At 70.1% G+C, this 18,907-nt stretch carries 21 protein-coding genes; 9 read left to right on the plus strand and 12 right to left on the minus strand.

All coding sequences use genetic code 11. The annotated features are described in order from the left end of the window. The first annotated feature begins 102 nt into the window (after positions 1–102). On the plus strand, positions 103–1,593 hold the full coding sequence (locus AB6V31_RS08365; protein ID WP_056230115.1) for an MDR family MFS transporter: 1,491 nt from the start codon (positions 103–105) through the stop codon (positions 1,591–1,593). A gap of 282 nt (positions 1,594–1,875) precedes the next feature. On the opposite strand, the gene AB6V31_RS08370 is transcribed toward AB6V31_RS08365, so the two are convergent. After that, positions 1,876–2,016: a hypothetical protein gene (locus AB6V31_RS08370; protein WP_156371708.1), complete on the minus strand. Its 141-nt coding sequence runs from the start codon at positions 2,014–2,016 to the stop codon at positions 1,876–1,878. 142 nt (positions 2,017–2,158) lie between these two features. Between AB6V31_RS08370 and AB6V31_RS08375 the strand changes: the two genes are divergently transcribed. After that, entirely contained in the window at positions 2,159–2,707 is a 549-nt protein-coding gene (locus AB6V31_RS08375) for a type 1 glutamine amidotransferase domain-containing protein (RefSeq protein ID WP_056230112.1), read from the plus strand. A gap of 145 nt (positions 2,708–2,852) precedes the next feature. Here the strand turns inward: AB6V31_RS08375 and AB6V31_RS08380 are convergent, their stop codons facing one another. Further along, complete coding sequence (locus AB6V31_RS08380) at positions 2,853–3,677, minus strand: DNA-formamidopyrimidine glycosylase family protein (protein ID WP_056230108.1); 825 nt, start codon at positions 3,675–3,677, stop codon at positions 2,853–2,855. A gap of 12 nt (positions 3,678–3,689) precedes the next feature. Next, complete coding sequence (locus tag AB6V31_RS08385; RefSeq protein WP_056230105.1) at positions 3,690–5,096, minus strand: flotillin family protein; 1,407 nt, start codon at positions 5,094–5,096, stop codon at positions 3,690–3,692. A 172-nt stretch (positions 5,097–5,268) separates the two neighbouring features. Between AB6V31_RS08385 and AB6V31_RS08390 the strand changes: the two genes are divergently transcribed. Beyond that, entirely contained in the window at positions 5,269–5,679 is a 411-nt protein-coding gene (locus AB6V31_RS08390; RefSeq protein WP_056230101.1) for a hypothetical protein, read from the plus strand. A 69-nt stretch (positions 5,680–5,748) separates the two neighbouring features. On the opposite strand, the gene AB6V31_RS08395 is transcribed toward AB6V31_RS08390, so the two are convergent. Next, a complete protein-coding gene (locus AB6V31_RS08395) occupies positions 5,749–6,717 on the minus strand; it encodes an aldose 1-epimerase family protein (protein WP_369365029.1) in 969 nt (322 codons plus the stop codon). A 114-nt stretch (positions 6,718–6,831) separates the two neighbouring features. Then, entirely contained in the window at positions 6,832–7,002 is a 171-nt protein-coding gene (locus AB6V31_RS08400; protein WP_074697048.1) for a CsbD family protein, read from the minus strand. Positions 7,003–7,154: 152 nt separating this feature from the next. Here AB6V31_RS08400 and AB6V31_RS08405 point away from each other — a divergent pair, with 152 nt between their 5' ends. The 4 genes from AB6V31_RS08405 to AB6V31_RS08420 all read left to right on the plus strand — a co-directional run bounded on the left by AB6V31_RS08405 (position 7,155) and on the right by AB6V31_RS08420 (position 10,930). Further along, positions 7,155–8,462 (plus strand): D-alanyl-D-alanine carboxypeptidase family protein, encoded by a 1,308-nt coding sequence (locus AB6V31_RS08405; RefSeq protein WP_369365031.1) that lies wholly within the window; start codon positions 7,155–7,157, stop codon positions 8,460–8,462. Between the two features lie 122 nt (positions 8,463–8,584). Further along, on the plus strand, positions 8,585–9,253 hold the full coding sequence (locus AB6V31_RS08410) for a hypothetical protein (RefSeq protein WP_369365033.1): 669 nt from the start codon (positions 8,585–8,587) through the stop codon (positions 9,251–9,253). A 92-nt stretch (positions 9,254–9,345) separates the two neighbouring features. Continuing rightward, the gene (locus AB6V31_RS08415; protein ID WP_056230093.1) at positions 9,346–9,963 is read left to right on the plus strand and encodes a hypothetical protein; all 618 of its coding nucleotides are present in this window, start codon (positions 9,346–9,348) and stop codon (positions 9,961–9,963) included. A 28-nt stretch (positions 9,964–9,991) separates the two neighbouring features. Continuing rightward, complete coding sequence (locus AB6V31_RS08420; protein ID WP_056230090.1) at positions 9,992–10,930, plus strand: ADP-ribosylglycohydrolase family protein; 939 nt, start codon at positions 9,992–9,994, stop codon at positions 10,928–10,930. Between the two features lie 7 nt (positions 10,931–10,937). Here the strand turns inward: AB6V31_RS08420 and AB6V31_RS08425 are convergent, their stop codons facing one another. The 5 genes from AB6V31_RS08425 to AB6V31_RS08445 all read right to left on the minus strand — a co-directional run bounded on the left by AB6V31_RS08425 (position 10,938) and on the right by AB6V31_RS08445 (position 14,998). Then, on the minus strand, positions 10,938–11,759 hold the full coding sequence (locus tag AB6V31_RS08425) for a hypothetical protein (protein ID WP_369365036.1): 822 nt from the start codon (positions 11,757–11,759) through the stop codon (positions 10,938–10,940). Continuing rightward, entirely contained in the window at positions 11,756–12,202 is a 447-nt protein-coding gene (locus AB6V31_RS08430; RefSeq protein ID WP_369365037.1) for a DUF4279 domain-containing protein, read from the minus strand. Before AB6V31_RS08430 ends, AB6V31_RS08425 begins: the two co-directional genes overlap by 4 nt. A 189-nt stretch (positions 12,203–12,391) precedes the next feature. Then, positions 12,392–12,928 (minus strand): hypothetical protein, encoded by a 537-nt coding sequence (locus AB6V31_RS08435; protein ID WP_369365039.1) that lies wholly within the window; start codon positions 12,926–12,928, stop codon positions 12,392–12,394. Between the two features lie 207 nt (positions 12,929–13,135). Continuing rightward, positions 13,136–14,209, minus strand: a complete 1,074-nt coding sequence (ychF, locus tag AB6V31_RS08440) for a redox-regulated ATPase YchF (protein WP_056230077.1) — start codon at positions 14,207–14,209, stop codon at positions 13,136–13,138. 39 nt (positions 14,210–14,248) lie between these two features. Further along, entirely contained in the window at positions 14,249–14,998 is a 750-nt protein-coding gene (locus AB6V31_RS08445) for a class I SAM-dependent methyltransferase (protein WP_369365041.1), read from the minus strand. Positions 14,999–15,253: 255 nt separating this feature from the next. Here AB6V31_RS08445 and AB6V31_RS08450 point away from each other — a divergent pair, with 255 nt between their 5' ends. Both AB6V31_RS08450 and AB6V31_RS08455 read left to right on the plus strand, forming a co-directional pair. After that, complete coding sequence (locus AB6V31_RS08450) at positions 15,254–15,847, plus strand: 3'-5' exonuclease (RefSeq protein WP_056230072.1); 594 nt, start codon at positions 15,254–15,256, stop codon at positions 15,845–15,847. Positions 15,848–15,901: 54 nt separating this feature from the next. Continuing rightward, on the plus strand, positions 15,902–17,233 hold the full coding sequence (locus tag AB6V31_RS08455; RefSeq protein WP_369365043.1) for a DNA recombination protein RmuC: 1,332 nt from the start codon (positions 15,902–15,904) through the stop codon (positions 17,231–17,233). 114 nt (positions 17,234–17,347) lie between these two features. Here the strand turns inward: AB6V31_RS08455 and AB6V31_RS08460 are convergent, their stop codons facing one another. Together AB6V31_RS08460 and glpX are read right to left on the minus strand one after the other, a co-directional pair. Next, positions 17,348–17,560 (minus strand): hypothetical protein, encoded by a 213-nt coding sequence (locus tag AB6V31_RS08460; RefSeq protein WP_056230066.1) that lies wholly within the window; start codon positions 17,558–17,560, stop codon positions 17,348–17,350. A 253-nt stretch (positions 17,561–17,813) separates the two neighbouring features. Next, the gene (glpX, locus tag AB6V31_RS08465; protein ID WP_369365045.1) at positions 17,814–18,803 is read right to left on the minus strand and encodes a class II fructose-bisphosphatase; all 990 of its coding nucleotides are present in this window, start codon (positions 18,801–18,803) and stop codon (positions 17,814–17,816) included. Positions 18,804–18,907: the final 104 nt, after the last annotated feature.

Below are 18,907 nucleotides of genomic sequence, written 5' to 3' on the forward strand. Positions count from 1 at the left end.
CGTGGACCCGCCGTCGGAATAACCCGGGCCGCACCTCCGTTGTGACCCTCGCAGTCGCCCTCCGTGGCGCCACGAAGCCCCCCGCACGTAAAGGACCTCGTCATGGCCGCCACCGGCACCGTTCCCGTCTCCCGACCCCACGCCGCCGCACCCGCGGCGCCCGCGCCCCGCCCCGGCCCCGTCATCGCTCTGCTCGTCGTCGCCGCGTTCGTCGTCATCCTCAACGAGACCACGATGTCCGTCGCTCTGCCCGCGATCATGGCCGACTTCGGCGTGAGCGCCGCCACCGGACAGTGGCTCACCTCGGCGTTCCTGTTGACGATGGCCGTCGTCATCCCCCTGACCGGCTTCCTCCTCGAGCGCTTCCCCATCCGCGTCGTCTTCTTCAGCGCGATGGGCATCTTCGCTCTCGGTACCCTCGTCGCCGCACTCGCTCCGGCCTTCGGCGTCCTGCTCGCGGGCCGCATCGTCCAGGCGATGGGCACGGGCGTCATGATGCCGTTGCTGTTCACCACCGTCCTGAACCTGGTCCCCGCGAACAAGCGCGGTCGGGTCATGGGCGTCGTCACGATCGTCATCGCCGTCGCTCCCGCGGTCGGCCCGACCGTGTCCGGCCTCATCCTGTCGGCTCTCACCTGGCACGCGATCTTCTGGCTCATCCTCCCGATCGCCCTCGTGGCCATCGCGCTCGGTGCCCGCTGGGTCCGCAACGTCACCCAGACCCGTCCCGACGCACGATTCGACGTGCTCTCCGTGGTCTTGTCGGCGATCGGCTTCGGGGGTCTCGTCTACGGCCTCAGTGCCATCGGCGAGTCGGCATCCGGGCACTCGTCCGTTCCGGTGTGGATCCCCCTCGCCGTCGGCGCGGTCTTCGTCACCGTCTTCGTGATCCGTCAGCTCCGCCTGCAGCGCTCCGACTCCGCTCTTCTCGACCTGCGCGTGTTCCAGAGTTCGTCGTTCCGTCTCGCTGTGCCGCTGGTCGCGATCGTGATGGCCGCGCTCTTCGGCTCGCTCATCCTGCTGCCGATTTTCCTGCAGCAGGCGCTCGGTCTCAGCAGCCTCACGGTGGGTCTCATGCTGCTTCCGGGTGGCGTGCTCATGGGCGTGATGGCCCCGATCGTCGGCCGCCTCTTCGACCGCTTCGGGCCGACCCCGCTCGTCATCCCCGGCATGCTGATCGCGGCCGCGGTGCTGTGGACGATGGCGCTCACTTTCGGTCAGGACACGCCCATCTGGTGGATCGTGACGGTGTACCTCGCTCTCAACCTCGGGCTGGGCCTCGTCTTCACACCGCTGATGACCTCTGCGCTCGGCTCGCTCCCCCGCCGGTTGTACTCGCACGGCAGTGCCGTGGTGGGCACCGCCCAGCAGGTGGCCGGCGCGGCGGGTACGGCCGGTTTCGTGGCCATCATGACCGTGTTCTCTAGCGCCGCTCTCGCCGGTGGTGTCGATCAGGCCGGAGCCGTCGCGTCGGGCGTCCACGCCTCGTTCATCGTCGGCGCGGTCATCGCCACCGCAGCGGTCGTCCTCGCGTGCTTCGTCCGCAAACCGACGGAGGCCGAAGACGCCGACGCGCCTGTCGCCGCACACTGACCTCGGCACCGGGTGGGCGCGCCCGCGCCCGCCCGGTCTTGCGAGACACGCCAGCTCCCCGACCCGGGACGGGCGGAGGGTCTGCAGCCGTCCTACGCGGCGCCGCACTGAGGCACGCGCCAGCGCGGCGTCGATGCGACACGCGATGCGTGCGGTCAGCGTGACGAGCGCTGGCTGAAGTCAGAGCGATAAGCCACGGCGCGAGATCATTACGACACGCGCCGGCGCACCGTCAGAGCGCGCACGGCGGCGAGGGCCAGCGCGACACGCACCAGCACGGAATCAGAGCGAGCAGGAACCGCCGCCGCAGCACTGCGACGCGGAAGGCTTCTCTGTGGTGTCGGTCTCGACACCGGGAGCGTTGAGCAGCGCGATCAGCGGCTTCGACGCGGCGGTGGTGTCAGAGGTGGTGTCAGCGGACATGCGCTCCATGCTACGCCTGCGCGCGAGCGCGGGGGCCGCGCGATTCAGGTAACGCCGGGGTCCGGCATCCGCAACCCCCGTCTCTCCGTCTCGCCCGGTTCTTAGCGTGGAAGCACCCCCGATCGAGAAAGAAGGGCTTCCCATGACCGACCTCACCGGAAAGCGCATCGCGTTCCTCGCCACCGACGGATTCGAAGACAGCGAGCTGACCAGCCCGTGGGAGGCCGTGACCTCCGCCGGAGCCGAGGCGGTCCTCGTCTCGCCGAACGACGACAGCATCAGCGGCGAGAAGGGCCACGAGCAGAAGGTCGACCTCTCCGTCTCCGGCGCCTCGGCGGGCGACTTCGACGCCCTCGTGCTCCCCGGCGGCGTGCAGAACGCCGACGACATCCGCATCGTGAAGGACGCCGTGTCGTTCACCCGTGGCTTCTTCGACCAGCACAAGCCGGTCGCCGTCATCTGCCACGGCGGATGGATCCTCACCGAGGCCGACGTGCTCAAGGGCCGCACGCTCACGAGCTACCCCACGCTGCAGACCGACCTGCGCAACGCCGGTGCCACGTGGGTCGACGAAGAGGTGCACGTCGACCAGGGCTTGGTCTCGAGCCGTAACCCCGATGACCTGCCCGCGTTCAACGCGAAGCTCGTCGAAGAGGTCGCCGAAGGAAAGCACTCCGGCCAGACCGCCTGAGCATTCCGCGACGAAGGGGCCCCGCACTTCGGTGCGGGGCCCCTTCGTCGTCCCCGCCGCCCGAGGGGTCAGAACGTGTCGCCGAGCGACGCGCGGGGCGACACGTATCGACCCCTCACACGGGCTGCGCGCCGGGGCGCGCCGCTCAGGCGTCCGCGGGCAGCGTCTGGCAGGACGGGCACCACTGCCCGCCGCCCTTCGTGCCGGGGATGTCCTCGATCACCCCGCCGCAATCGGGGCAGGGCTCTCCCGTACGCCCGTGCACGCGCATCGACGCGACCTTCGCGGCCTTCTGCTCGGCGATCGGGACTCCGCGACGTGCGATGACGGCAGCGGTCAGGGTGTCGTGCAGCGCATGGTGCAACCGGATGATGTCATCGTCGCTGAGGGCTGCGGCGTGGGCGGTGGGCGACAGTCGCGCGGCGAAGAGGATCTCGTCCGAGTAGGCGTTGCCGATGCCCGCGAGCGTCTCCTGCTCCTGCAACAGCGCCTTGAGCTGCTTGCGCCGCCGCCCGAGGGCTTCGGCGAGCTTGTCTCGCGAATAGCTGGGGTCCGCGGCATCCGGTCCGAGTTTCGCGACCGAGGGCACCTCGTCGGCCGCATCGACGACATGGAGCTGCACCGACAGCCACTCCGCGGCATCAGTGATGCCCAGGATGCCGTGGTCGAACACGATCCGCGCGATGACAGCCGCTCCCGCGGGGGCGTCGTCGTCCGCGGGCCCGTCACTCCAGGTCGCCCACCCGGCCCGCCCGAAGCCCAGACCCAGGTGCACACCGTCGAGATCGAGGTCGATGTGCTTGCCGTGGCGAGTCACCGCGGTCACGGTACGACCGACGAGCTCGTCGAGCGGCCGCGCTCGGGTCTTCAGCGCCCGCCCCTCGACGAGCTCGACGCCGGTCACGGCGCAACCGGTGAGGCGCTCGCGCAGGAAGAGCGCGAGCGCCTCGACCTCGGGTGCCTCAGGCACCGGTCGCTCCGATCACGACTCCGACGACGCCGAGGGCGTGGTCGGGGCCGGGTACGAGCGCGTCTGGGCGGATTCGCCGGCGTGCTGGGGGTTCGTGAACGCGTCCGCAACGACCCGACCCTGGATGATCTGCGTCAGGTCGATGCCCGTCGCCGCCTTGACCGCTTCGAACGACGAGCGCAGGCCCGTCGCCGATTCCGTCGCGAGGTGACCGCTGGCGCCCTCGCCGCCGAGGACGGTGATGTTGCCGACGCGGTCGTAGCCCTTGGCGAACTCCGCCATCATCGGCACCAGGGCCTCGAGGGCGCGCTGCGCGAGCAGGGCCTCCTGGTTGTGCGACAACGCCTCGGCCTCGGCGCGGATCGCCTCGGCGCGGGCTTCACCGGCCAGGCGGACGGCCTGGGCGTCGGCCTCGGCGCGCACGCGCACGGCGGCGGCTTCTTGCTCGGCGATCTCGGCGCGGGCCTGGGCGGCCTTGATCTGCGCGTAGGCCTCGGCGTCGGCATCCTTCTGGCGCTGGTAGAGGTCGGCGTCGGCGACGCGGGAGACCTCGGATTCCAGGCGGGCCTGCGTGTTCTGGGCCTCCTGCTGCAGGACGGCCTGGCGGCGCTCGGCGCGGGTCAGTGCCTCGGCCTGCTCGGCCTCGGCGTTGGCGCGACCGACCTCGGCCTTGGCCGCGGCGCTGTTCTTGTCGAGCTTGGTCTGCTCGATGAGGTTGGCCTCGTCCGTGGCGATCTGGCGCGCGCGGATCTCGCGGACCGCGTTGATGCGGGCGACCTCCGCCTCGCGCTTGACGCGCTCGACCTCGGTCGCACCGAGGGCGGAGATGTACCCGTTGGTGTCGGTGACGCCCTGAATCTGGAACGAGTCGAGGATCAGGCCCTGCGACGAAAGGTCGGCCTTGATGCCCTCGGCGATCTGGTCCGAGAGACGCTGGCGGTCGCGCATCAGCTCTTCGACGGTCAGCGTCGCGACGACACCACGCAGCGCACCCTCGAGCTGCTCGGTCGTGAACTGCTCGATCGCCTTGTCCTGCGAGGCGAAACGCTCGGCCGCGCGGCGCACCGACTCCGGGTCGGATCCGATCTTGACCAGGGCCACGCCGCTGACGTTGACGGTGACACCGTTGGACGACTGCGCGGTCGGCTCCATCTTGATCTGGCGCGCGCGCAACGAGATCATCTCGCCGCGCTGCGTCAGCGGGTTGACGATCGCGCCGCCGCCCGTGATCACGGTGATGCGCGAGGACTCGCCGTCGGCGCTCTTCTGCCGCTTTCCGACGATGACCAGCGCTTCGTCGGCCTTCGCGACGCGGTACCAGCCGCGGATCACCAGGCTGAGCACGATCATCACGACGATCGCGACCACCACGACGATGGCGGCGATGACGCCGATGGCTCCGAGGGCGGCGAGTTCCATACTTCTCCTTCGACGGGTACCGCGAACCGCGGTACGGGGGAATTCCTTCCAACCTATCCGGGGGCCCGCGGGCGGTGTCCACCCCTTCTGCGCACGATTCCGGTCCCCGCGGGGGTGGGGAGGAGCGTACCGTTGAGGGTGGGCGGCCCGAACCGCCCGAGAAGGGTCCCCCATGAAGATCGTTTCGTCGCAGGACTGGCGAGATGCCATCCGCTTCGATGCTCCCGTGCTCGTCTCCGAGGTCGTCCCGGGCGAAGCCACCCGCTGCGTCGCCTGCGGCACTGAGGGTCCGCTGTACGAGCGCACCGAGCTGTGGGCCGTGAAGCACCGCCACCCCAAGCACCACGGCGGGTTCGTGCGGTTCTACTGCGAGGCACACAAGCCGGCCGCCCCGCCGCCGCCGCCGGCCCCCACCATCGAGGCCCGCCGCGCCCGTGCCGCGTCCACTCCCAAGGAGCGTCGCGCGCCGAGCCTCAAGCCCACCCCGATCACCGACCGCCCCACGCGCGCGATGTGCCCCGACTGCTTCGTCGAGGTCTCCGCGGGTGGCGACTGCGGGATGTGCGGGGCCCAGGTCCTCTGACCGACGGACCGCCCACATGAACAGAACCGCCCCGGATCACTCCGGGGCGGTTCTGTCGTTGGCAGGGTCTCAGCGCGCCGAGATGGTCCACTCGGCGTCGTGCGAGGCTCCGGGGTCGAGCGAGACGACGCCCGTGTCGAAGTCGTAGGCGTCGTCGTTGAACGCGTCGGGTGCGCAGGTCATCGGTTCGACGGCGAGGCCGGCGCGATGACCGGGTGTGCCGGGACCGTCGGGCAGATCGGCGGTGTGGATCTGCACCCACGCGCACTCCCCCGCCCAGCTCATCTCGACGCCGGTGCCCGAGGGATCGGTGAGCGTGACGGTCGCGCGGCCGTCGGCATCCCGGATCAGTCCCGTGTAGGCGTGGTCGATCTCGACCGCACCCAGCACCCGCTCGTCGCGGAAGTCGAAGCGCTCGGCGTCGGAGGTGACGGATGCCAGTGCCACCGGCGCGAGCCGATCGGGGGTGACTTCGAGAACGGTGTCGGCGGGCAGGCCGAGCGTCCACTCGTCGAGGGTCGCGGGGCCCGCGACGAGGTACGGGTGGGGTCCCGTGCCCCAAGGCGCCGGTGTGTCCGACAGGTTCGTGGCGCGGACGGTCTGCGTGAGGCCGTTCGCCGCAAGGCGGTAGGTGGTCGAGACGACGAGCCACCAGGGGTACCCGGCCTGCGCGGTGACGGTCGCGGTCAGGGTGACGGCGTCATCGGACGCCTCGAGGATGTTCCAGTCGACCCATGACAGCAGCCCGTGCAGCGCGTGCCCGCGGTTCGGCTCGGTCAGCGGCAGCTGGTGCTCGACGCCGTCGAAGTGGTGGATGCCGTCGACCACGCGATTCGGCCAGGGGGCGAGCGTCGTCCCCCGGTAGCCGGGACGGAGCTCGTCGGCATCGAAGGGAACGACGAGGTCGCGGCCCTCGTGCGTCAGGGAGCGGAGGGAGGCGCCGACGCTCGCGATCGCGGCTTCGTAGCCGTGTGCGCGGAGGACGACGGGGGTGCCCGAGACCACGGTGGGGGTCTCGGTGGGAACGGCAGCGGTCATGTCGCCATTATCCCGGCCGCGGCCCCGGCACCCCGGCATCCCCTCCGCCGGATTTCATCCGAACAGACGAAATGCCCCGATCCACACGGATCGGGGCACTTCGGGGAGGGCGACTTACTTGAAGGCGTCCTTGACGTTCTCGCCGGCCTGCTTGGCGTGGGCCTTGGTCTGGTCAGCCTGACCTTCGGCCTCGAGGCGCTCGTTGTCCGTCGCCTTGCCCGTGGCTTCCTTCGCCTTGCCAGCGATGTTCTCCGCAGCGTTCTTGATCTTGTCGTCGAGTCCCATAGTCGGCTCCTCCCGTGTGGTCTTCGGGTATCTCCCGATGTGCGTACACGGTAAGCCGCCGACCTCCGGAGAAAAGGGGGGCTTGAATTTCAGGTCGTGGTGGGGAAGAGAAACCAATAGGTTCGAGACGTGGGGGACCCTGGAGATATCTCGTGAGCACGCTCGCCGATTTCGGCGACCTCCTCGAGGAAGCACCGCGAGAGCCGCAGCCGAGCGGTCGCGCCGGGCGCGTCGTCCTCATCGTCTTCCTCGTCGTCACCCTCCTCATCCTCGGCGGGGGCGGTGGCTACGTGTGGTGGGCCTCGTCCGCCGCTCTACCTGCCCCGACCGTCACTTCGCAGGCTCCTGCCGCGAACGCCGGGGCGGCGGCATCCCTCGCCCTCCCCGCCGGAGGCGAGACTCTGCTGCGCGTCGACGGAGGCGCCGACTACCTCGGCCCTGATGCGGCCCAGTCCTTCGCCGCGTCGGGAGGGAACGACTCGCGCTCCCTCGCGAGCATCTCGAAACTCGTCACCGCCCTGGTCGTCCTCGACGCCCACCCGCTGAGCGGGCCGACCGACCCCGGGCCGACCATCTCGTACACCGAGGCCGACACCGATCTGTACGACCAGTTCTACGTGCAGGGCGCGGTCATCGCGCCGATGCCCGACGGACTGAAGCTGTCGCTGCACGACTCGCTCACGACCATGCTGCTGCCCTCGGCCGCCAACTACGCCGTCGCCATCGCCCGGTGGGGGTTTGGTTCCGAGGGGGCGTACGTGTCGGCGGCTCGATCGTGGCTGAGCAAGAACGGTCTGAACGACACCCGGATCGTGGATGCCACGGGCATCGACTCCCGCAACGCCAGCACCCCGAGCGATCTGCTGGCGCTCGCGAAACTGGCCGAGGCGAACCCGGTCATCGCCCAGATCGCCGGCACCCGATCGGCGCAGATCACCGGCGCCGGCACGGTCACCAACACCAACGACCTGCTGGGGACCCTCGGCATCACGGGTCTGAAGACCGGCAACCTCGGCGACGGCACCTTCAACCTGCTGTTCACCTCGTCACTCGACGTGGGAATCGGTTCTCCCCTGCAGATCACGGGCGTGCGACTGGGTGGCGAGACCCACGACAGCACCGACGCGGACGTCCGCAACCTCCTCCAGAGCATCAGCGACGGCTTCCACGACATCCCGCTCGGCACGGTCGGCGACGACCTCGGCACCATCTCGACCCCGTGGGGCTCGAGCGCGTCGCTCGTGCTGGCCAAGACGACCAAACTCCATACGTGGTCGGACACACCCGTCTCGGTCACCCTCGACACCACGACCCCGCAGAACTACGCCGACGGCGAGGTCGTCGGCTCGGTCACGTGGACCGCGGGGCCGCAGACGACGTCGGCCGAGGTGAAGATCAAGGGAGCGATCGAGGAGCCGTCCCTGTGGTGGCGGCTGACGCACCCGAGCGAGCTGGGCTGAGCACCGAGGACGCCCGCTTCCCCGGGAACGAGTCGACCGGATGCCGAACCCTCGCGGTGTCATCCACCGCGGCGCGTCCGGGGCTCGTTGAAGACCAACCGCGGGGCCGATAGCGTTCGTCTATGAGGCGAACAGTCCCCCTTCTGACGTTCACGGCCGTTCTGGCCCTCGGCCTGAGCGCGTGCGTCCCGCAGCCCTCCCCCGAGCCGACGGAAGCGGCTTCGCCGACGCCCGCCTTCACCCCGTCGGAGAAGCCCACTCCGACGGTCTCACCCACGGGCGACGCGGCAGCCCCGGCGAGCGATGCCGTCCTGATCGTCTCTCTCGACAGCGCCTCGATCGCCGCGGGGTCGACCCTCGAGTACTCGCTGAACTCCGTCGACGCGTGGACGGCGGCGCTCGGCACGGCCCCCACGCAGTCGGCGGTCGAGGGGCCCTACGGCGGCACCCTCGAGCTCACCGCGCTCACCTGGCCGGGATTCACCGTGACCGTACCCAATGACGGATCCCCCCGCGGCGCCACCGTCCGCGTGACCACGCCCACGGTGTCCGGCCACCCGGTCGTCACCACGGGCGGCATCGGTGTCGGCTCGACCCGCGCCGAGGCGGTCGCGGCGGGCGCCACGGAGGGCTTCGACTCCACCGCGCTGCGCCTCGACACGCGCGACGTACCGGGGACGCAGTCCCTCCAACGCCCGGGCGAGGTGGGGCGCGAGTACGTGATGCTCGTGCTCGACGGCGACGCGGTGACGCAACTCATCCTGCCGGCGAACGACTACAGCGACATCTGATCCCCCTTTGCGGGTGAAACGCGCGGATGCCCCGGGTGAAATACAGTGCATCTCCTCGCCCCGGACCGGCGCCTCGCCCTAACGTGAGGGGCATGTCGCCACTCCCTCTCGAACCCGGAACCCTCGCCGATTGGGTCGCGGCGCTCGCCGCCGTCCTGGGGTGCATCTTGAGTATCTTCGCGCTCCGCGTCGCGCTCGCCGCGAACAGGACCGCTGACGAGACGCGTCAAGAGGCCGTCGCCTCCGCGCGCGACTCGGCTACGCGCGAAGCCCAACGAGACGAGGTCGACCGAGCGCGCGACCGTCGCCAGTTGGCGGGCAGCGTCGCCTCATGGTGGGCGGCCGACCGAGATGAAAGCGGTCGCCGATACGGGGTCGTCGTCTCGAACCAGAGCCCGACGTCGGCCGTGTTCTACGACGTCGAAGTTCACGTGGCTGGCCCGGGCGAGAACACCCACATCATCCGCATGAAGGTGCTGCCGCCCGGACAGTTCTTCGTCCAGAACCGAGGGCTCGCCCTGCAATCCTCCTGGGACGGTATTCCCCGACCAGTCCGCGAGGCTGACGTTCTCGACCCCTTCACCGTCGCCGGCGATCGCTCCATCACCCGGTTGGAGTACGCCGATGGCCTCGGCACGAGGTGGCGGTGGACGCCCGGGGAAGGTCTCGTCGAGCTTTCACCGAGCGCCCTCAGCGCTGCACGCGTCTGAGAAGAGACGTCGCTCCTAGGCTGAGGTCATGAGCGCCCCCTCCCCCGCACAGGTCGATCGCGCCATCGGCGCCGTCCTCGTCTCGGCCGCGGGCGACGCCCTCGGCTCCGCCTACGAGTTCGGCCCTGCCCTCGCCGACGAGGTCGTGCCCGCGTTCGGACGCGGGCATTTCGGCCACGGCGAGCGCGAGTGGACCGACGACACGAGCATGGCCGTTCCGATCCTCGACGAACTCGCCGCCGGACACCGCCTCGAAGACCCCTCCTCGCTCGAGACGATCGTGCACCGCTGGAAGGAGTGGGCGCGCGAGGCCCTCGACGTCGGTGCCCAGACGCGCCAGGTCCTGTCCCGCATCCCCGCCGGCGGAGGAATGGATGCCATCACCGCGGCATCCCGCGCCGTGCACGACGCGTCGGGTCGCAGCGGAGGCAACGGCTCGCTCATGCGCACGGGTCCCGTCGCCCTCGGCTATCTCGATCGCCCGCGCGAGGATCTCGCCGCGGCCGCCGGCGCCGTCGCTCGCCTCACCCACTGGGAGGACGACAACCTCGACGCGTGCGCTCTGTGGTGCGGGGCGATCCGCCACGGCATCCTGACCGGGGAACTCGACATGCGCGCGCAGCTCGATCTCGTGCCCGCCGAGCGCCGCGGTCGGTGGGGCGATCTCATCGACGCGACCGAGGGCCGGCATCCGCGGGACTTCGAACAGGCGAACGGGTGGATCGTCCGGGCGTTCCAGGGCGCCCTCGCCGCCGTCTCGGGCGCGGCGACGCCGCTCGACGCGATCGAGCGCGCCGTGCGCGGCGGGAACGACACCGACACGGTCGCGGCCATCGCCGGCTCGCTCGCGGGCGCCGTGTGGGGCGCCGACGCGCTTCCCGCCTCGCACGCCGAGGGCCTGCACGGCTGGCCGGGTATCGACGGCACCGAGCTCGCGCGCCGCGCGCGGGCAGCCGTGGGGGCCTGACGCCGCGTCAGAGGGGGTTCGCCACGCTGAACACCGTGATCAGCACCCCCACCGGAACGAGCAGGGCAGCGGCGGCGATTCCGATCCCGATCCACACCCATCGCGGCAGACTGCGCTTCAGTCGGCGCCCCTCCGGACCGACGGATGCGGACAGCCCCGGCGCTGCCCGATCGTCGCTGTACCCGTCGGTCTGGGTCCACGCCTTCGCGCCCACCGTGGCCCGGATGCGCGCGAAGCGCTCCCAGACCGCGGGATCGTGGAGGTCGAACCCGCCGGGCCGGTACACGATCAGCATGTCGTCACGCACCTCGACGTCGAGGTCGCCCGTCTCGTCGATCAGCAGCGCCATGAGATCGGGCGCGAAGACGTAGAGCGCATCGCGCTCGTAGCCCTTCGGCGCGAAGAGGTGGAAGTGCGCGTCGAAGTCGCCCTCGAGAGAGAGTCGCTGCCTCCGCTGCGGTCGGTGCTGGAGCGATGACAGGATGCCGTCGTTGCTCCGCGCATCGAGCACGAAGTGCGGCAGGTGCCGGGGCAGTCGGATCGCCAGGTAGCCGAGGTTGATGCTCCTCACCGGCACGTTGACCGACACGCTCGTCCGAATGGTGACGATGCCGTTCTGGCGAACGTTTTCGGCCTTTCTCGCCCCGCCGACGATCCGGCCGGCCTCCCAGTCCGCGCCGGCGATGCGGTCCTGGACGTTGCCCGCCGTGGCGTACTCCCACATGTCACCCGAGAGCGCGGGAGGCTCGGCGGTCGGCTGGGACGTCCAGCCGTTGGCCGCGGCGAAGGCGGCGAGATCGTCGATGCGCGTGTGCTCGGGGGTGGTCACGTGGCCGACCCTTCCTCGCCGAGGAACGTGGTGCCGTAGAGATGGCATCCGAGGACACTGATCTTCGCGAGAAGGTCCGCTTCTAGGACGAAGCCTCCCTGCGTGCTGTCGGAGTCGCCCGACCACCAGATGATCGTCTCTCCGTCGTTTCGAAGGTCGGCGAGCTTGTGGGCGACGGGAAGCACCCGATCGACCACCTTCCGCACAGCGGAGAAGCCGGTCTGATCCTCGGCGTCCGTGTCGTCCGCGTCTTCGTGCAGGCACCAGAACGTGCGCTGATACCTCGCGTAAGGCGGCGTGAGGTTCCGACCGGCGCGCCCGGACGGCGTCGGGTCACCGATGTCTCCCGAGCGTTCCGGCTCCAATCCGAGCATCTCGGTGATTTGCGCCACGCTGTACTTGTCGCTGTACACGCACAGCGACGCACGGTTGTGCCTGATCATGTGCGCAAGGCTAGTGCGCCGCCAGACCGAGCGTTCTTCGGGCGCCCAGTCGCTGCGTGCAGGGTCCCGTTCGGCGGGTATATGAGCCGTTCCGAGAAGCAGCGCACGCCGCTCGCAGCACCTGCCATCACTCGCCGCAGTGGCCGCCGCGATTTCGCACACCCTCTCCGCAGCCCCGCGAAACACCCGCTACGCGGAAGCCGTCCCGCCGAGCGCATCGACGAGGATCCGCGGATCGATATCCAGGTTCTCGGCGGAGACCGTGCGGCGCCGGAGCTTGCCGCCGTCCTGCCGAGTGAAGACGACGAGGGGCGCCTGCAACAGACCGGATGCCGGGCGGATCTCGGCGGTCGCGCCTTCGCGGACCCACTGCTCAGCACGCACCCGGGGAGCAGAAGCAGACGGTCGTTCGAGGGCGGGAAACTGCACGCTCGTCGGGGTGATCGCGACCGCGATCTCGGGCATACGCGGCCGCCGCCTGATCTGACGCACCCCCAACGCGCCGATTGCCAGAGGGACCACGAGCGTCACCGCGAGCACGAGTGCCGCGGTCACCTGTCCGTCCGCGGCCACGACCGCAATCGGCAGCAGCGTGACAAATCCCCACACGACCGCCAGAGCGATCGCCGCGATGCCCTGCGCGCGCACGGCCTTTCGCAGAGTCCGTTCGACCGCCGCACGCTTTTCTTCGTCGTAGCGCGCGACGACAGACGTGTCGGAACTCATCGCGCGCCCCTCCGAGAGCGGTTCGCGTTACCGTCCGTCTCAGCGGACTGCGCAGACAGATCGCCGCGCTCTCGCGACACGAATTCCCCGACCTGAACGGTCATCAAACATCTCCCCCCCGAAGCGAGCCCCACTGTATACGGAGTCACCGTCCGTCCGGGAGACGCTCACGCCCCCACCGCGCGGCCGGGGCCGCGCGCCGTGCGCTCAGTTGTTGAAGCGGAACTCCACCACGTCGCCGTCCTGCATGACGTAATCCTTGCCCTCGAGGCGAGCCTTGCCCTTCGCGCGGGCCTCGGCGACCGAGCCGAGCTCGACGAGGTCGTCGAACGAGATGACCTCGGCCTTGATGAAGCCCTTCTCGAAGTCAGTGTGGATGACACCGGCCGCCTGCGGCGCCTTCGCGCCCTGCGGAATCGTCCAGGCGCGCGCTTCCTTGGGGCCGGCGGTGAGGTAGGTCTGCAGGCCCAGCGTGTCGAACCCGATGCGGGCGAGCTGGTCGAGACCCGACTCGTCCTGGCCGGTCGACGCGAGCAGTTCGGCGGCGTCCTCGGGGTCGAGGTCGATGAGCTCCGACTCGATCTTGGCGTCGAGGAAGACGGCCTTCGCAGGGGCGACCAGAGCGGCGAGTTCGTCCTTGCGCGACGGGTCGGTGAGCACGGCCTCGTCGACGTTGAAGACGAAGATGAACGGCTTCGCGGTCAGCAGCCCCAGTTCGCGGATCGGCGAGAGGTCGATTCCGGATGCCGACAGCAGCACGCCACGCTGGAGGGCGTCCTGCGCGGCCTTGGCGGCCTCGAGCACCGAGGGGTCGAGCTTCTTGCCCTTGACCTCTTTCTCGTACCGGGTGATCGCCTTCTCGAGCGTCTGGAGGTCGGCGAGCTGGAGCTCGGCGTTGATGGTCTCCATGTCGTTCGCTGGGTTGACCGAACCGTCGACGTGGACGACGTCGTCGTCGGCGAATCCGCGGACGACCTGCGCGATGGCATCCGCTTCCCGGATGTTCGCGAGGAACTGGTTGCCGAGGCCCTCGCCCTCGCTCGCGCCGCGGACGATTCCGGCGATGTCGACGAACGACACCGCAGCGGGCATGAGCCGCTCGCTGCCGAACACGTCGGCGAGCTTCTGCAGGCGCACATCGGGAAGGTTCACGACCCCGACGTTGGGCTCGATGGTGGCGAACGGGTAGTTCGCCGCGAGCACCGAGTTCTTGGTCAGAGCGTTGAAGAGGGTCGACTTTCCGACGTTGGGAAGGCCGACGATTCCGATGGTAAGAGCCACGGGAGTCCAGGTTACCCGGCTCGGAGCCCGGTCACCGCGTCACGGTCGCCGTGCGCGGAAGGCGTGGGTGACGTACGGCAGGGCGACGGAGCCTCCGTCGGCGAGTTCGGGGACGGATGCCACGACCCCGTCGACCGCGGCCTCGATGCCCGCGCGCTTCTCGGGGCTGGCCGTGATGATGTCGCTGCGCGAGACGACGAGGTCGCGCAGTTGCGGCAGGGTGATGCGCCTCTCCCACGACCATTCACGGTGCTCGAGCTCGCCGTAGGGCTCGGCGACGCGCGGACCGGTCGTGGCGAGGAGGACCTCGGCGTTCGACCCGCCCATGGCCGCGGTGAGCCGCCGCACCCAGTCGACGCGGTCGTCACGGATGTTCCAGATGAGCCCGAGTACTCCCCCGCTGCGCAGCACGCGAGCGGTCTCTCGCGACGCCGGCTCGACGTCGACCCAGTGCCAGGCCTGGCCCATGACGACGGCGTCCAGACCGGAATCGGGCAGGGGCAGATGCTCGGCCGTGCCGACGAACGTGGGCACGCCCCGCGCGTTCTCGCGCAGGGTCGCGAGCATGGCGGCATCCGGATCCACGGCCACCACGTCGGCGCCGAGCTCGGCGACCGCGCGAGTGAGCTTGCCCGTCCCCGCCCCGACGTCAGCGACGCGCAGCGCGCGGCCGGCCTCGCGCACGGGTTCGAGCAGCCACGCCACGGCCTCGGCGGGATACCCGGGCCGCCCGGATTCGTAGGCGGAGGCCGCCTGCCCGAACGAGGTCGACTTCTCGCGATCGGTCATGCCCCGACCCTACGCCGCCCCTCCGACATCGCATCCGCCGCACCTCCTCGACCACCGCGAGAGCGCCCGCGGTCGCGCCGCAGGAGTTGCGGTCGATGTCGGGCGACGACGCCCACCCCACCCCTCGGTCCTCGCCGGCACGCATCTTTCTGCGGAACGTTCCAGCGACCGCCGCCGGAGCGAATCGGCAGACCGGATGCCGCCGACCCCGGCGCGCCTCTTCGCCCCCACGGGAGCGCGGGTGAGGGTGGAGTCGTGGCTCTGGACTTCACCGCGATCGACTTCGAAACGGCGAACTCCAGCGGCGCGTCCGCGTGCGCGGTGGGTCTGGCCCGCGTCCGGAACGGCCGCGTGGTCGCCACGGCCGCCTGGCTCATCAAGCCACCGCCGGGCCACGACCACTTCGCCCCGATCAACGTCGGGATCCACGGCATCCACCCCTCCGATGTCGTGAACGCGCCCGATTGGACGACGCAACTCGAGCGCCTCACCGCCTTCGCGGGAGCCGACGTCCTGGTCGCGCACAACGCCGGTTTCGACATGTCGGTGCTGCGCCGGGCGTGCGCGGCGACCGGCGACGAGTGCCCGCCCTACCGCTACATGTGCAGCGTGCAGATGTCGCGCAAGACCTACACGCTCGACTCCTACCGGCTCCCGCTCGTCGCCGAGGAAGCCGGCTGCTCCCCGTTCGCCCACCACGATGCCCTGGCCGACGCCGTCGCCTGCGCCGAGATCACGATCGACTGCGCCCGCCGCGCCGGCGCCGACGACGTGCACGCCCTCGCCGCGCACCTGGGCGTCCGTGTATCGCAGATCGCGGCGGAGCCGGTCGAGCGCGCCGTCGCCTGACGCCTCTCGGCCCGTCTTTCCGGCGATGTCGGAGGTCTGGTGCAAGCTGACCCCATGGATGCCATCGCTCTCGTCTTCGTGATCCTCGCTCTCGTCGTGGGCGTCGTCGGCGGGTGGTTCGTGGGTTCTTCGCGGACCGCGGCCCGCGCCGCTGAAGAGCAGCAAACCCTCGGCGCCCGCGTCGCCGCCGCCGAGACCGCGCGGGCGGGCGTGCAGGCGCAGCTCGACCACCAGGTCGCCCTGTACCGCGAGCTCGTGGGGCAGTCGCGCGCGGATCAGGCAGCCCGCGAAGAACGCGAGCGTCGCGAGCAGACCGTCCTTCGCGCCCTCGACCCGGTGCGCGAGACGCTCGATGCGATGCAGCGCAAGGTCGACGGCCTCGAACGCGACCGGGTCGAGCAGTACACCGCGCTCGGCGAGCAGCTGCGCCTGTCCCGCGAGGCCGACGAGGCACTCCGCGTGACGACCGAGTCGCTCGCCTCCGCGATGCGCTCCGGAACCACGCGCGGCGTCTGGGGCGAGACGCAGCTCCGCCGGGTCGTCGAAGCCGCCGGCCTCACGCGCTACGTCGATTTCGACCTGCAGACGGCGATCTCGAGCGACGCCGGAGCCGGTCGCCCCGACATGGTGGTGCGCCTCCCCGGCGGCAAGTCTTTGGCGGTGGATGCCAAGGTCCCCCTCGATGCGTATCTGCAGGCCAGCGCGATCCCCGTCACGGCGCACGGCGACGACGGAGCCCGCCGCGCCGCATTCCTGACCAAGCACGCCCGCGCGGTGCGCGCCCACGTCGACGCCCTCGCAAAGAAGGCGTACTGGGCGGGGCTCACCACGAGCCCCGAGTTCGTCGTGTGCTTCCTGCCGAGCGAGTCACTGCTGGCCTCGGCCCTCGACGAAGACCCGACGCTGCTCGACTACGCGTTCACGCGCCGCGTCGCCCTCGCTTCGCCCGTCAACCTCTGGGCGGTGCTCAAGACCGTCGCGTTCACGTGGACCCAGCAAGACGTCTCCGACGAGGCGCGCACGCTCTTCGCCCTGGGCACAGAGCTCTACGAGCGCGTCGGCAAACTCGCCGAGCACGCGAACGACCTGCGCCGCGCGATCGAGAAAACGGTCGACAGTTACAACCGGTTCGCCGGATCGCTCGAGACACGTGTGCTCGTCACGGCGCGGAAGTTCCCCGGCATCGACGAGACCAAGCTCGATGCGGTCGCCGCTCCCGTCGCGATCGAGGCGACTCCCCGCCGATGGACCGCGCCGGAGATGATCGAGAACCTCGATGGCGCCGGCGAAGCCACCCCGTCACCGGTCGAGACGGCCGAGGCGGCCGCGAGGGCCGACCTGGGTGTCATCCGCCAGCGAGCGGGACTGGCCGACACGGAGTCGTGAGCGCAAGGCCCGACACGCGCGATGCTCGAACCCTTACCGGCATCGAGCCGGGCACGAGGGCCGAGAATGCGGGAGCCGCCGTCCGGGAGGCCGGCTTCCGAAAGACGAGAAGGTTCAGGCCCCGCCGGGAACCCAGCTCAGCAGGCTCACCACGGCCGCGGAGACGGCGACGAACGCGCCGACCATCCACCACGCGCTGACCTCGTGACCCTCGTCGCGCCGGACGCGCAACAGCACGTCGGGGCGGCGCGCAGGGTCGACCGCGCTGGCGATGACCGCCTGTGCACCTGTCTGAGGTGCGGTCTGATTCGTCGGAGCTGCTGCCATGGACGATCCCCCTTCGGGTCTCGGAAGAACACAGCGTCGCCGTTGACACTCCTAGAGAGTCTGCCAGACAGGGCTTCCGTTACCGGTCACGCTTGCGTCACGACACGCCCGGCTGTATCTGCACGTCGAGGCGACGACCGTGCGCCTCTCGCCGAACGCCGAAACAGCACCCCGCTGATGCCACGGCTGCCCCGGGCGACCGCTCCGTCCGCGAGATGCTGTCTCAGGAAACGACGAATTCAGCGCCGCGGCGTCACAGCCACTTCGACGTCAGGTGCTCGGACGAGATGCGGCGGAGCGTTCCCGAGGCGCCGCGCAGCACGACGCTCTCGGTGTAGATGAAGTCGCCATCGCGGCGGACTCCCTGCACGAGCTGGCCGTCGGTCACGCCCGTGGCGACGAAGATCGTGTTCTTGCCCTTCACCAGACCATCGGCTTCATAGACCTGGCCGTCGACGTCGAGGCCGGCATCCCGACCCTTCTCCTTCTCGTCGTCGGTCCGCGGGGCGAGCACGCCCTGGATGTGACCACCCAGCGCCTTGATCGCGCACGCGGTGACGATGCCCTCGGGGCTGCCGCCGATGCCGACGCACATGTCGGTGCGGGCGTTGTGGCGGGCGGCGTTGATGCCGCCGGCGACGTCGCCGTCGCTCATGAGGCGCGTGCCCGCCCCCGCCTCGCGGATCTTGGCGATGAGCTTCTCGTGACGCGGACGATTCAGCACCGACACGACGATCTCGTCGACGGGCTTGCCGAGGGCCTTGGCCAGCAAGCGGATGTTCTCGGCGATGGGGAGGCGGATGTCGACGACACCGACACCGGCGGGCCCGGTGACGAGCTTGTCCATGTAGAAGACGCTGGACGCGTCGAGCATCGTGCCCTGGTCGGACACGGCGATGACCGACAGGGCGTTCTGGCGGCCCGCGGCCGTGAGCGAGGTGCCGTCGATCGGGTCGACCGCGACGTCGCACTGGGGCCCGCGGCCGCTTCCGACGCGCTCTCCGTTGTAGAGCATGGGGGCGTTGTCCTTCTCGCCCTCGCCGATGACGATCGTGCCGTCGAAGTTGACGGTGCTGAAGAACGCACGCATCGCGTCGACGGCTGCGCCGTCGGCGGCTTCCTTGTCGCCGCGGCCGATGAAGGGGACGGCGCGGATAGATGCCGCTTCGGTCGCCCTCACCAGCTCGAGCGCCAGGTTCCGGTCGGGGTGCAAAGGGCTCATGTCGGCAGTCAGGCTCACCATGGGGCCACTGTATCCAGCGATCCGGTGACAATCGCGGGTTTTGACCGGACGTGCAACGAAGGAATCGCCGTTCTTAACGGATCAGCAGAACCGCCCGGTTCCTG

Source organism: Microbacterium sp. 16-032 (genome assembly GCF_041079455.1).
Lineage (GTDB): Bacteria > Actinomycetota > Actinomycetes > Actinomycetales > Microbacteriaceae > Microbacterium > Microbacterium testaceum_A.

Bases quoted from the DNA above. Each gene is read 5' to 3' on its own strand.
- AB6V31_RS08365 (WP_056230115.1), top strand. From the start codon at position 103: ATGGCCGCCACCGGCACCGTTCCCGTCTCCCGACCCCACGCCGCCGCA.
- AB6V31_RS08370 (WP_156371708.1), bottom strand. From the start codon at position 2,016: ATGTCCGCTGACACCACCTCTGACACCACCGCCGCGTCGAAGCCGCTG.
- AB6V31_RS08375 (WP_056230112.1), top strand. From the start codon at position 2,159: ATGACCGACCTCACCGGAAAGCGCATCGCGTTCCTCGCCACCGACGGA.
- AB6V31_RS08385 (WP_056230105.1), bottom strand. From the start codon at position 5,096: ATGGAACTCGCCGCCCTCGGAGCCATCGGCGTCATCGCCGCCATCGTC.
- AB6V31_RS08390 (WP_056230101.1), top strand. From the start codon at position 5,269: ATGAAGATCGTTTCGTCGCAGGACTGGCGAGATGCCATCCGCTTCGAT.
- AB6V31_RS08395 (WP_369365029.1), bottom strand. From the start codon at position 6,717: ATGACCGCTGCCGTTCCCACCGAGACCCCCACCGTGGTCTCGGGCACC.
- AB6V31_RS08400 (WP_074697048.1), bottom strand. From the start codon at position 7,002: ATGGGACTCGACGACAAGATCAAGAACGCTGCGGAGAACATCGCTGGC.
- AB6V31_RS08410 (WP_369365033.1), top strand. From the start codon at position 8,585: ATGAGGCGAACAGTCCCCCTTCTGACGTTCACGGCCGTTCTGGCCCTC.
- AB6V31_RS08415 (WP_056230093.1), top strand. From the start codon at position 9,346: ATGTCGCCACTCCCTCTCGAACCCGGAACCCTCGCCGATTGGGTCGCG.
- AB6V31_RS08420 (WP_056230090.1), top strand. From the start codon at position 9,992: ATGAGCGCCCCCTCCCCCGCACAGGTCGATCGCGCCATCGGCGCCGTC.
- AB6V31_RS08430 (WP_369365037.1), bottom strand. From the start codon at position 12,202: ATGATCAGGCACAACCGTGCGTCGCTGTGCGTGTACAGCGACAAGTAC.
- AB6V31_RS08435 (WP_369365039.1), bottom strand. From the start codon at position 12,928: ATGAGTTCCGACACGTCTGTCGTCGCGCGCTACGACGAAGAAAAGCGT.
- AB6V31_RS08445 (WP_369365041.1), bottom strand. From the start codon at position 14,998: ATGACCGATCGCGAGAAGTCGACCTCGTTCGGGCAGGCGGCCTCCGCC.
- AB6V31_RS08455 (WP_369365043.1), top strand. From the start codon at position 15,902: ATGGATGCCATCGCTCTCGTCTTCGTGATCCTCGCTCTCGTCGTGGGC.
- AB6V31_RS08460 (WP_056230066.1), bottom strand. From the start codon at position 17,560: ATGGCAGCAGCTCCGACGAATCAGACCGCACCTCAGACAGGTGCACAG.
- glpX (WP_369365045.1), bottom strand. From the start codon at position 18,803: ATGGTGAGCCTGACTGCCGACATGAGCCCTTTGCACCCCGACCGGAAC.